Consider the following 11,387-nt stretch of genomic DNA (forward strand, 5'->3'; position numbering starts at 1 on the left):
TACAAACAGGTTTGTAGTGCGGACTTCAGTCCGCATAATGCTACAAACTTTTATTGTTATGGTAATTAGTCGGACATCATATTAGTAGTTGTGCTGGCAGAAACTGATAAAATTATAGTTGTAATAATTATCATTTTTTGATTGGATACTTCGTAAAAAATTAAGATATTTTAAATCCAATAGATTTGCAAAAAGGTAATATAAAATAGGTTGAAATTAGTGTATTTACGCGATGATAAAGGGGTAAATTAGGGGTGTTTTGAGGGCGAAGTCTGATAAGTTGAACAGCAAATTTAAAGTAATTAGTTGGTGGGAACCCACCAACAAAATCAGTTCGGCTCGATCGCTCAACATTTGATAAATTTATGACCAACATGAAAAACATCTGCCAAAAACTTGCCGTCGCAGCAGCCAGCGGTGCGATCGGTTTTGCAGCCCTTGAAGCGCTCCCTGCCAAAGCAGCTTCGTTCGCACTGGGAAATTCCACTACCCCACTATTGATTGAATTTTCTGGTAATGTAACGCTCGATGCGGTAAATCAAGCGTCCATGGGACTTGACGCGCTTGATTCATTCCAAGCCAAATTCTGCTAAAGAGGGCAGGCACGGGGGCACTGCCCCTACAACTGTCAACTGTTGAAGGTGTTTGGCTGCAAGTAAATTCCGTTATTTGTCGGGTATTTCTATCTGAGCCGATCGCTTGCTGCAATTTCCAGTTAAAATCGTTGCGGTGCACTTCAATAGATCGCGACGAATATTATGCTCACAAAAGCAGCACCTAAACTCCTGCGTTGGCAACGTTCTAAATATTCGCCGCTGGCACGACAAATAGACGTTTTTGCTGCGACGGCAAAGTTTATGTTTTTTTTGTGGTGGGATGGACTGCTGCAAGATAACTCTGCTCATACTAGAAGAATTCGCGCCCATTGGTTGGTCAATACTTTGCTGGATTTGGGCCCGACTTTTATTAAAATCGGGCAGTCTCTCTCGACTCGCGCCGATTTGCTGCCGCTGGAGTACGTGAAGGAGTTGGAACAGTTGCAGGATCGGGTTCCTGAGTTTAGTTCCGAAGAGGCGATCGCCCTTGTAGAATCTGAGTTAGGCAAAGATATTTACGCTTTGTACCGCGATTTTGACCCGTTGCCCATTGCCGCTGCGAGTCTGGGACAGGTGCACAAGGCGAGGCTGCACACCGGGGAAGATGTGATTGTGAAGGTGCAGCGCCCGGGTTTGGAAAGGTTATTCGATTTGGATGTGAAGGCGGTGCGCCAAGTAATGCGTTTGTGCGATCGCTATTTGCCTGGGACGCGCAAGTACGACCTAGAATCTCTTTATCACGAGTTTTTTAAGATTTTATATCAAGAGATTGACTACGTGCAAGAAGGTAAAAATTCCGATCGCTTCAGCCATAATTTTCAAGAATATCCTCAGATTATTGTCCCGAAAGTCTACTGGCAGTACACGACTAAAAAAGTGCTGACTTTAGAATACGCGCCAGGGATTAAGGTGGACGACAGGATCAGTTTAGAGGCGATTGGAGTAGATATTACAAAGCTGAATCAACTTGGAATTTCCTGTTACTTGAAGCAGTTGTTAATTGACGGTTTTTTCCAAGCTGACCCGCATCCGGGAAATTTGGCGGTGACAGAAGATGGTAGCTTAATATTTTACGATTTTGGGATGATGGCAGAGGTGAAGTCTCTGGCTAAAGACGAAATGGTCAAGACTTTTTTTGCTGTGCTGAGAAAGGATACCGATCGGGTACTCGATACTTTAATTGCGATCGGCTTAGTGGAGCAGATGCCGGATATGATGCCGGTACGCAGGCTGATTGCTTTTCTGCTGGATAAGTTTATTGATAAGCCGATCGACTTTCAAGCATTCAATGAAATCAAGAACGAACTGTACATCATGTTCGAGCAACAACCGTTTCGCTTGCCAGCAGAAATGATGTTTATTGTCAAGTCGTTGACGACTCTCGACGGGATTGCCAGAACTCTCGACCCTCACTACAATTTCTTAGTATGCGCTCAGCCTTTTGTCAAGAGTATTGCGGTGAGTAAAGGCCGGAAAAATGCGATCGGAGAATTGGCAAGACAAGCGCGAAATTTTATCACATACAAGTTGCAGCAACCTAGTAAAGCCGAAGTTTTTCTGAAGCGTTTGGAGAGTCGGATCGAAGATGGGGAATTGCAAATTCGAGTCCGCAATATCGAGAGCGATCGCGCCCTGAAACGCATTAACCTAGCGCTAAAAACTCTGATTTTTGCCTGTATGGCGGGTTTTGGGGCGCTGACGGGTGCAGTGCTGCTGGTGGGCGGATATCAAACGGGGGCGATCGTAGCTTTTGGTGTGTCGGGAGGCGTTGGGTTGTTGGTGCTGCGTGCTTTGCTAGACTTGCTGGTGAGGGAAAAGGTCGATCGAATGGTAGAAAAATAAATATAGCGGTTCTCACAAAGATCGGGTACGTTGTTGGGCTTCAGCCCTCTTAGCCTAAGTGGTTATATAAGCTGTCAGTCATACCTCATCTTTTTGGATTGAGAAAAGCCGTACTTGGTAATTGCGTTCATCGAGCTACGAGCGATAGACTTAGCTATAATTATAGGCAATCAGTTATACTAAATTAGTAACTAACTTGCGATCGGATATGACTGCGGTAACTATCCTGCCTGTAATTAATACCAACGGTGAGAAATCCTATCGCGCTATTGCGGGCGATCGGCAATCTATCGGTCAAACTGCGGGTCAAGCTTTAGATGCTTTGACTGCTTTGTTAGGCGAAACAAACTTCAGCGCATTAATAGTCATTCAAAGGTTTAATCCTGACGAATTATTTACTATCCAACAACAAACAAGATTATCAGAGTTAATGAACTTGTGGCGTACAGCGCGCGATCGAGGACAAAATCTTTCTCCCCAACAACAAGCGGAATTAGAAAGTCTAGTCGAAGCTGAACTTAAAGCTGCTACTATTCGGACAGAAGTTCTCGTACAACAATCGATCTGATGAATCCTAACTACAATTTAGTAGCAGATCGCGCTGCTCATCGTTGCGAATATTGCCGCGCACCTGAAATCGTATTTAACTTTCCTTTCGAGATTGAACATATTGTTCCACTTTATCGAGGCGGTAATAATGAGATTTCAAACTTAGCATTAGCTTGTCGCTCTTGCAATCTGCGGAAAGGAACTAATACAAGCGGAATTGATTCTACATCTAATACAGAAGTTTCCCTGTTTCACCCAAGAGAAAATACGTGGGAAGAGAATTTTCAAGTGCAATCTGAGTCAGGTGCGATCGCAGGAATGACACCAGTAGGTAGAGTAACAGTTACAGCTTTGGGAATGAATTCTCAATCACAGTTAATAGCGCGACAACTATGGATTCGTTTAGGTTTATTTCCGTAACTTTGCGGAGCGCGGGTAATCAAACTGCCAATATCAGTTAAAGTTGGCATAGGTAAATCTGTGGTTAAAAATTAGAATTTGAGTATAGCATAAATTTATTAATTTTTGAGCTATAATCAAATCAACCTGCCCTAAGTGTTCCAGAAGATAAGAAGCAGGAGTATTTGGTATGTCAACTACTGTTCGAGAAGTTTACGATCGCGTTCTGTCTACCCTTTCACCAAAGGATAGACTGCGCTTGGCAACTCTTATTCTCAACGATTTGGTGCAGCAAAATCTGTCAGTAGTCGATGAAAGCGAGACTTGGACTGAAGAAGATAAACTCGATATAACGGCGTTTTCTTTGCAGTACGCGGCTACCATTTTTTCTGAAAATGAGGAGATTTAATAGTGTCTTTTAATCCTGGTGATGTGGTGACAGTAGATTTTCCTGGTGTCACTGGCATTAAACGTCGTCCGGCTGTAATTCTATCATCTGTCACCTATAACACAACCCGCCGCGATGTAATAGCTGGACTCCTGACTACACAGACAACTGCTTTAGGCGTAACTGATTATATACTCCAAGATTGGGCAACAGCAGGTTTACGAGTCGCTTCGGTTTTTCGCAGTTTTATTGTCACTCTACCGCCATCTTCCAACTTAGTTCTAATCGGTCATCTTTCGGAACGTGACTGGAAGGAAGTTCGTGCTTGTTTGAAAGTCGCTCTTGCAGATTGGGAATGACATAGTTGTTACTGTTTGAATAAGAAACGTTCCATAACATCCTCTTTAGAGCAGATTATAATTGAATTTTGCCGACTTAATTTATGAAATATTATGACTTATATCATTTCCGTTTACATCGGAATGGTATCATTTGAGATTTGAAACACAGATGTCATTGCGAGCTCTTAGCGAAGCAATCGCAATGGCTATGATATCATTCCGATGCTACCGGAAGTGATATTACACACTGACCAAAGAAACCGGGTTTTTACCGAATCTGCTGGCTACAACCAAATATTTCGTAAAAAACCCGGTTTCTGAACCCCAAACAGTTTATGTTGGCTAATTGCTACGATCCGAATTTCGCGAGTTTGTTTTTTGAATAGTAAAAACCCCCCGTAGCAGGTATTGAAATGACCAAAAGCCAATAACTTCGTAGAAAAAGGTTCTCACAAAAAGACTTGACAAGGGGCTGAAATCGCTATAGATTACAGCTTATAGCTCTCGATGCGAGAGAAGAAACATACCCATAATGATGCCTCACCAACATCCTCATCAAAACATACCCAGGGAGGTGGCCTTTAGGTGCTTGTTTATTATAGGTTAGGTCATTTGGACTCAACCAATAGCCTCCTTTTCGCCAACCCACACGATCGCCCAGCTTGCATTCAAGGTCATAATAAACTTTACGACCTTCCAGACTGAATCCCAGACTAACTCCTCGCTTGCATTCAGTGTCATAATCAACTTTACCGCCTACTTCCAACCAGATTTTTTTCTGGACGCTAAAGCCAAAGTGACCCTGACTGTATTTTACCCACAATTGGTCGATCGTCCGCAAATCATCGCAAGGAAAATTCTTGATCGATTCCCAATCGAACCAACCGTGCTTCTTCCCTATAGCAGCTTGCAACATCACCTTTTTTGTTTCCTCATCCGCCTCTTTCCATTTCCCCGCCGCCAATAAATCCCGCAGATGAGTATAGTCAACACCCATCGCTGATTTAAGCTGCACCGAAACACCCGCAACTGTTTTCGGAATCGGTTCCCGGAGATAACTCAACCAATCTTTCATCGACTGCGGCCGCTTTTGCGGTTCGGATGCCATCCCTTTTTCTATTGCTAAACTCACCCAATCTTTCACCCCAAAATTTTTCGCAGGTGGCAATGCTTCATTTCTAAAATGCCGATTGAGGGAAGCTGTTGGCGCTTTTCCCGTTACTGCATAATATAAAGATGCAGCTAAAGTATAAATATCAACCGTTGGTTTACCACTACCTTCCATATGCTGTTCCCAAGGAGCAAAAGCAGGGTTATGAGGATGTTTGCTACTAATAACAGTTGGCATTAATTCATTTGCCAGCCCAAAATCAATTAATACTGCTTGGCCGTTAGGACGCAACATAATATTACCAGGATGGGCATCTCGATGCACGATTCCTGCTTGGTGAACGTCGCTTAATGCTTCTCCAATTTGGCGGATAATTGCCACTGCTTCTGTATCCGGGAGTCTTCTTCGCTGCTGTACTGTATCCCATAAACTTTGCCCGACAATTAAATCCATTACCAAACAGTGAAGGCCTGCTTCCTCAAACAAATCGCTAATGCGGACAATTCCAGGATGCGCGTTTTGGCAAAATTTGGCTAAGATTTGCCCTTCGCGGATAAATCGGCGGACAAAGTTGGCGTATTCCGGGTCATTTTGCAAACTCAGATTCGGCGTTTTGAGGACAACTTGATAGTTAAGTTGCAAGTGTGTGGCTTTGTAAGTCATGCCAAATCCTCCCATTCCGAGGATGGTGTCAATGCGGAAAGGGCGAGTTTTGAGGATTTGTCCGGGCGTCCACAGCATGGCAGGTTGCTTATATTCTTTCTAATTGCTAATTATCATAAACTGTCTCGCCTTTAAAAAGCAATGAAGAGGAAGCAATAACAGGATTTACCGACTCCGACAAAGAAACCGGGTTTTTACCGAATTTGTCGATTTTCATCCTGGATTTTCGACAAAAACCCGGTTTCTGGCCGCCCGCAAACCAAAGAAACCGGGTTTTTACCGAATTTGCGAGTTTCAACGCGTCTTCTCAGCCAAAACCCGGTTTCTGGGCTCATGCGTAAAGCTTTTAAGTTAAATTACAAAGTTTCTACATACTCGCACAGAATTATCTCGATCGATTTTGTAGCTATCCCTCCTTAGCTATTTTTACTTGATTTGATAAATGTAAGCATCATCAATGTACCTATGATTGATGCTTTGATTCGTTATCCGTCTTCCTGAGAAACTTGATTTGAAACGTTGTTGTAACTCACGCAATCCCTGAATTAATTTATCTTTGACGCTGACTGCGACAAGAGCTGTCCAATCAATTTTTAATTCAGGTTCTACCTCACGAAAGACTGATAGTATTTCGTCATAAGTTTTAAGTGGGCCTTTCTTATCATACGAAGGTGATGTGAGTATCAATCGCCAGCTTTCCGGTTCTGGTGCGTAGATCCAGAGCGCAGAATCAACTGATACACCTGCTGCATTAAGAGCGTCTATTAGTCTTTGACCTTCTTCTATTTCTTGACTTACCAATGTTGCTGTACCCATTGTAAAATTCCGTGATTGGGGTCGGTAATTGCTGAGTAAATATCCAGGGCTTTTTGTTTGTCGTGTTTTTCATAGCGGCTTTCTTCTGACCAGTCTTTGACTAATGCCCATCGATTTGCAAAACTTCTATCTTTTAGCAGAGTTTTTAATTCTGCATCAAGTTTAGCAACTTTAACAAGTTTTTCTAAATCGTGGGTGTAACTGTCGAAAACAGTTTTTTTGTCAGGAAAGTCGAATTTCCTGGTTTGTTTGGCAATGCAAGCTTTTAAAGCGCATTCTATGACATAACCGCTGAGATAATAAGCACCAGAGTATTGACGATTTTGGAGCAGCACTTCTACTTCTTTAAGTCGAGTGAGTGCGATGTTTTGTAAATCTCGCCTATTCAAAAATTTAGCTTACCTCCATGAAATCAGCAAGAAGACCGGGCGGTTGAAACCGCGTCTGGATTTACAATTATCCAATACGAGAGGAAGTTCAACCCACCAAATGCAAAAATGATACCTAGCGTGTGGGTTGGGCTTGTTGCCTTTACCAGTTGCTAGATATCATTTTGATATCACAGTTAAATTTTCAATACCCCCAGGGGAATTCGAATCCCCGTCGCATCCGTGAAAGGGATGTGTCCTAGGCCTCTAGACGATGGGGGCGCGTTTTGCGTTGCGTTTGCTTGTGTTCCGCACCTTTATTACCTTAACTAATCTTTCTGAATTTGTCAACTACTTTGCGAAAGTTTTTTTTCTAGTCGTCCGAAAGTTGCTCGCAGTAGGCTTTGAGGATGGCGGCGCAATTGCCGATCGCCCCCAAGTGAGCAATTTCAAACCCGTGCGTATTCTGCGTGGGGAAACTCAAACAAGCGGCGCGGGCCACATGACCGAATTTCATGGCGATCGAAGCATCGCTACCAAAACCGCTAATCCCCGCCAACTGCACCTCGACGCCCGCTGTGGAGGCTGCTGCGCGCAATTGGCCATTCAATCCTTCATCGTAGACTCCGTAGCCGTCCTGAACCAGCAACACCGGGTTTTCGCCATCTGCGATCGGGTATTCCGGCGCGATCGGGCAAATTTCCAAAGCAATCAGCGCGTCCAACGGCTGGCGCTGCGTGAAATACAAAGCCCCGATCGCCCCAACCTCCTCCTTCGCCGACGCCACCAAATAAACATCCACCGCAGGCTCTTTCAAATATTCCGCCAGAGCCAGCAAAATCGCCACTGAAGCCTTGTTGTCCAGGGTATAGCTCGCGATCCAATCTTTTAACCGGAGCGGCTGTTTGCGATGCTTTCCCACCACCATCCGCGTGCCCGGCCGAATCCCAGCCTCGGCTAATTCCTCGGTAGTACACTTGGTTTCGATCCAGGCATTTTCCCACTTGACAGCAGCATCTTCCTGCTGAGCTTTTTGAGGAGATTCGTGAGAAACGTGGCGACTTCCAAAGCTGAGAATGCCACTAATTGTTTGCTTGTCGCCCAATAAATCGACGACGCCTTCGCCGTAAACCCAAGGAAAGGCGCCGCCCAACCTGCGGACTTCGACGCGGCCCCGATCGCCTATTGTTTTAACTAGGGCGCCAATTTCGTCTTTGTGGGCGGTAATGGCGATCGACTTTTCTCGATTGCGCCCCGGAATTAGGGCGATCGCATTATCCGCGCGATCGATCCAAGCATTCACTCCCAGGGCTGCGAATTTTTCCATCAACCGCTGGTTAATTTCTGACTCCATACCGCTGGGGGAGTGCAGCATGACTAATTCTTCGATTGTTTGAAATAGGCGATCGAACTCTAACATTTTTGATTCCCGGATTTGGGAGCGTATTTTGACATATATTAAAGCAGATTTTTTCTGGGTAGGAATCGTATTTTCTGAAGTGAATCTAATTTTTTTTGAACCGCAGAGGGCGCAGAGGGCGCAGAGAGCGTTATTATAAAAATGATTTTTTTTTAATATTCTTCTATGCTTGTCAATAAAATACTGCAACTTTTGCAACGTAAAATCCGCGCCCAAAAGTTAGGTATAGAATTCAAGAGGGTTGCTAGCTTTAATTTGCCCGGTAATTTAATTGTGCAAGGAAATCGCCAACAAGTAAACTTGCCGGAGGAGAAAGGCATGGATGGAGAATTTATTGAAGTGCTTTTAGATGACTGTTACGGAGTGGAACAATTATCTGAATCGCTGATGAAAGTTCTCGATATCGGGGCGAATGTCGGGTTGTTTCCGATCGCCGCCCGGAATCGATTTCCTCAAGCTGTAATTCACGCCTACGAAGCTAATCCAAACTTAGAAATTTACCTCAAACATCAATCTGAAATTGCCAATTTTACCTATTTTATGGAGGCTGTGGGAGCCGAAGATGGTAGAGTAGTTCTGGATATTCGGGAAGTATCGGGAAAAACGCGATCGCGCGTCAGCGAAAACGGCGATGTACCGATGGTATCGTTGAAAAGGGCGATCGATCGCATTGGCGGCAGCGTCGATTTAGCCAAAGTAGACTGCGAAGGTGCAGAATGGCTGTTATTTGAAGACCGAGATTCTTGGCAACTCGTGCAAAACCTGTCTTTAGAATATCACTTGTGGTCTGGTCACACTCACGTCGAAACCCGACAAGTTATTGAAAATTTAGGATTTCGGGTTACAAAGCAAACGCCAATAGATAAATGGTACGGCTCGATCTTAGCATCCCGAACCCCCAACCCTAAATAACGTTCGTAGTGAGGACTTCAGTCCTCAGACTTTTATGAGGACTGAAGTCCTCACTACGAACCAATTTTAACATAGCTTGGATTAAATCTGTTCTTCACCTTGATTAAAACTGTGCATTCCTTGATTTTCCTCGACACGCACAATAGCATCTCCGGGAGTATTGATGATGCCTTTGAATGATTCTTGACTTGCTTGCAAAGCTTGTTCCTTGTTTTTGCGATCGGCAAGTTCGCGCTGCAACTTATCAATTGTCCGTTGAAAACGAGCTGCTTGTCTGAGCATTTCCTGTTCCGAAAAATCCAGCAATTGAATCAAACTAGCAACTTGATGTTCCAATAATTGATTTTCGTAAGCATTGTGAGATTGCACAATATTTGCCGATGTTTTTGAATTATTAAAAACATCTTTTTCGTCAGATAAAGACAGAGCCGTTTTGACACTAAGTGCAAAATGTTTAAACAATTGAGCTGTGCTAGGGGGAATTTTTACTTTAAGGAAAATCACTACAGTAAACAAACTTCCCGATCGCAACAGTCCCCCAAATGCCAAGACAGACTTGACTTTGTACGGGATAATTAAGGAATCTTGTTCGGGAATAAAGGGGCTACCTTTTGCCTCGGATACGTGAAAAATATTTAATACTGCTGGTTCTAATTGCAGAAACCTTTCTCCCTCGATGCCGAGGACTGTAGGAATATCTAAACCGAACTGTCTGATGGTTTCCGAAATCGCCGGTATTTTGGCTACTACTTCGGTGCTAACTAAGGGAATAGCTGTATTTTCTACTGCTGTGTGCCGAGAATTCCACTGCGGTTCTATGCCTGCGGTTGCTAGTAGAGTCCAGCATTTTATGTCGGCGGCAGGGGATTTGCCATTCATTAAGCGGCGGGCGGATTGTTGCAATGAGTCTTCTAATTCCCCGTAGGGATGAGTTTTGAACAAACGCACCAAAACACAGCTATTTTCTCCTGTTTGCGAATCGCAAAAATGTTGGTAAATATACTTGACAATTTTCTGGCTGCTGGCTTCCATACTAGCAGAATTTCTACCGAACTGGCGCAGGACTAAACTGCATTTCGCGATATCTTGTGGGGTAAATAGGGTAATATCGTACATTAGAAAACGCTCTCCCAGACTCAAACACTCTTTTTCATTTATCCTTAAGTCTGTTACTCCATCCGGAATCCTACTGAGAGTTTTTCCAAGTCTTAGTTAAAATATGTACAAAGTTTGCCAGCCAAATGTAGCGCTTGTTTGGCAGGATACAGAAATTAAGACGAATCAAGAGTAATACAAAAAATCTATTCCGCAGCGCGCACCGCGCACAGAGAGGCAGATGTATGATGTATGGCGTTTGCAAGGATTTGTGGCGGTGACTCGGGCAGAGAAATTAAAGTAGCGAGACTTTTCTACCAGAGTCAGGATGATAATCTAACAGGTTTGTAGTGAGGACTTCAGTCCTCAGGAAAAGAAGGACTGAAGTCCTCACTACGAACCTTTTTTGGATTTCAGTTTTCAGGAAAAGAAGGACTGAAGTCCTCACTACGAACCTTTTTTGGATTTCAGTTTTCAGGAAAAGAAGGACTGAAGTCCTCACTACGAACCTTTCTTGGATTTCAGTCTTCAGGAAAAGAAGGACTGAAGTCCTCACTACGAACCTTTTTTGGATTTCAGTTTTCAGGAAAAGAAGGACTGAAGTCCTCACTATAGCCTTTCTCAAAAAGATGAGGTATGACTGACAGCTTACAAAACCACTAAACTCAGAGGGCTGAAGCCCAACAACGTACCTCACCTTTCTGAGAACCGCTATACGAACCTTTTTTGGACTTCAGTTTTCAGGAAAAGAAGGACTGAAGTCCTCACTACGAACCTTTTTTGGATTTCAGTTTTCAGGAAAAGAAGGACTGAAGTCCTCACTACGAACCTTTTTTGGATTTCAGTTTTCAGGAAAAGAAGGACTGAAGTCCTCACTACGAACCTTT

At 43.7% G+C, this 11,387-nt stretch carries 13 protein-coding genes and 1 tRNA gene; 7 read left to right on the top strand and 7 right to left on the bottom strand.

Going from position 1 to position 11,387, the window contains the following annotated elements; genetic code table 11:
* Positions 1-225: 225 nt before the first annotated feature.
* On the bottom strand, positions 226-354 hold the full coding sequence (locus tag QZW82_RS04570) for a hypothetical protein (protein ID WP_293145259.1): 129 nt from the start codon (positions 352-354) through the stop codon (positions 226-228).
* An 11-nt stretch (positions 355-365) separates the two neighbouring features.
* Between QZW82_RS04570 and QZW82_RS04575 the strand changes: the two genes are divergently transcribed.
* From QZW82_RS04575 to QZW82_RS04600, 6 genes are all read left to right on the top strand, one after another.
* Positions 366-593 (top strand): hypothetical protein, encoded by a 228-nt coding sequence (locus tag QZW82_RS04575; RefSeq protein WP_293145262.1) that lies wholly within the window; start codon positions 366-368, stop codon positions 591-593.
* Between the two features lie 165 nt (positions 594-758).
* Positions 759-2,438, top strand: coding sequence for an AarF/ABC1/UbiB kinase family protein (locus QZW82_RS04580; RefSeq protein WP_293145265.1), 1,680 nt, complete (start codon positions 759-761; stop codon positions 2,436-2,438).
* A gap of 208 nt (positions 2,439-2,646) precedes the next feature.
* Positions 2,647-3,006: a hypothetical protein gene (locus tag QZW82_RS04585; RefSeq protein ID WP_293145268.1), complete on the top strand. Its 360-nt coding sequence runs from the start codon at positions 2,647-2,649 to the stop codon at positions 3,004-3,006.
* A complete protein-coding gene (locus tag QZW82_RS04590) occupies positions 3,006-3,407 on the top strand; it encodes an HNH endonuclease (RefSeq protein WP_293145271.1) in 402 nt (133 codons plus the stop codon). Before QZW82_RS04585 ends, QZW82_RS04590 begins: the two co-directional genes overlap by 1 nt.
* A gap of 169 nt (positions 3,408-3,576) precedes the next feature.
* Positions 3,577-3,795: a hypothetical protein gene (locus tag QZW82_RS04595; protein ID WP_293145274.1), complete on the top strand. Its 219-nt coding sequence runs from the start codon at positions 3,577-3,579 to the stop codon at positions 3,793-3,795.
* Positions 3,796-3,797: 2 nt separating this feature from the next.
* On the top strand, positions 3,798-4,133 hold the full coding sequence (locus QZW82_RS04600) for a type II toxin-antitoxin system PemK/MazF family toxin (RefSeq protein WP_293145277.1): 336 nt from the start codon (positions 3,798-3,800) through the stop codon (positions 4,131-4,133).
* A gap of 463 nt (positions 4,134-4,596) precedes the next feature.
* Here the strand turns inward: QZW82_RS04600 and QZW82_RS04605 are convergent, their stop codons facing one another.
* The 5 genes from QZW82_RS04605 to QZW82_RS04625 all read right to left on the bottom strand — a co-directional run bounded on the left by QZW82_RS04605 (position 4,597) and on the right by QZW82_RS04625 (position 8,493).
* Entirely contained in the window at positions 4,597-5,967 is a 1,371-nt protein-coding gene (locus tag QZW82_RS04605) for a serine/threonine-protein kinase (RefSeq protein WP_293145280.1), read from the bottom strand.
* A gap of 348 nt (positions 5,968-6,315) precedes the next feature.
* Entirely contained in the window at positions 6,316-6,705 is a 390-nt protein-coding gene (locus tag QZW82_RS04610) for a hypothetical protein (protein WP_293145283.1), read from the bottom strand.
* Positions 6,684-7,094 (bottom strand): HEPN domain-containing protein, encoded by a 411-nt coding sequence (locus tag QZW82_RS04615; protein ID WP_293145285.1) that lies wholly within the window; start codon positions 7,092-7,094, stop codon positions 6,684-6,686. Before QZW82_RS04615 ends, QZW82_RS04610 begins: the two co-directional genes overlap by 22 nt.
* 188 nt (positions 7,095-7,282) lie before the next feature.
* Positions 7,283-7,355 (bottom strand) — tRNA-Glu (locus QZW82_RS04620).
* Positions 7,356-7,446: 91 nt separating this feature from the next.
* The gene (locus tag QZW82_RS04625; protein ID WP_293145287.1) at positions 7,447-8,493 is read right to left on the bottom strand and encodes a M28 family peptidase; all 1,047 of its coding nucleotides are present in this window, start codon (positions 8,491-8,493) and stop codon (positions 7,447-7,449) included.
* A gap of 165 nt (positions 8,494-8,658) precedes the next feature.
* Between QZW82_RS04625 and QZW82_RS04630 the strand changes: the two genes are divergently transcribed.
* On the top strand, positions 8,659-9,405 hold the full coding sequence (locus QZW82_RS04630) for an FkbM family methyltransferase (protein WP_293145289.1): 747 nt from the start codon (positions 8,659-8,661) through the stop codon (positions 9,403-9,405).
* Between the two features lie 81 nt (positions 9,406-9,486).
* On the opposite strand, the gene QZW82_RS04635 is transcribed toward QZW82_RS04630, so the two are convergent.
* Complete coding sequence (locus QZW82_RS04635; RefSeq protein ID WP_293145292.1) at positions 9,487-10,521, bottom strand: histidine kinase; 1,035 nt, start codon at positions 10,519-10,521, stop codon at positions 9,487-9,489.
* Positions 10,522-11,387: the final 866 nt, after the last annotated feature.

It is taken from the genome of Microcoleus sp. bin48.metabat.b7b8b9.023 (assembly GCF_013299185.1).
Lineage (GTDB): Bacteria > Cyanobacteriota > Cyanobacteriia > Cyanobacteriales > Microcoleaceae > Microcoleus.

Coding starts and splice junctions, on each gene's coding strand:
- QZW82_RS04635 (WP_293145292.1), bottom strand. CDS start 10,521: ATGTACGATATTACCCTATTTACCCCACAAGATATCGCGAAATGCAGT.
- QZW82_RS04630 (WP_293145289.1), top strand. CDS start 8,659: ATGCTTGTCAATAAAATACTGCAACTTTTGCAACGTAAAATCCGCGCC.
- QZW82_RS04625 (WP_293145287.1), bottom strand. CDS start 8,493: ATGTTAGAGTTCGATCGCCTATTTCAAACAATCGAAGAATTAGTCATG.
- QZW82_RS04610 (WP_293145283.1), bottom strand. CDS start 6,705: ATGGGTACAGCAACATTGGTAAGTCAAGAAATAGAAGAAGGTCAAAGA.
- QZW82_RS04575 (WP_293145262.1), top strand. CDS start 366: ATGACCAACATGAAAAACATCTGCCAAAAACTTGCCGTCGCAGCAGCC.
- QZW82_RS04595 (WP_293145274.1), top strand. CDS start 3,577: ATGTCAACTACTGTTCGAGAAGTTTACGATCGCGTTCTGTCTACCCTT.
- QZW82_RS04605 (WP_293145280.1), bottom strand. CDS start 5,967: ATGCTGTGGACGCCCGGACAAATCCTCAAAACTCGCCCTTTCCGCATT.
- QZW82_RS04570 (WP_293145259.1), bottom strand. CDS start 354: ATGTTGAGCGATCGAGCCGAACTGATTTTGTTGGTGGGTTCCCACCAA.
- QZW82_RS04580 (WP_293145265.1), top strand. CDS start 759: ATGCTCACAAAAGCAGCACCTAAACTCCTGCGTTGGCAACGTTCTAAA.
- QZW82_RS04590 (WP_293145271.1), top strand. CDS start 3,006: ATGAATCCTAACTACAATTTAGTAGCAGATCGCGCTGCTCATCGTTGC.
- QZW82_RS04585 (WP_293145268.1), top strand. CDS start 2,647: ATGACTGCGGTAACTATCCTGCCTGTAATTAATACCAACGGTGAGAAA.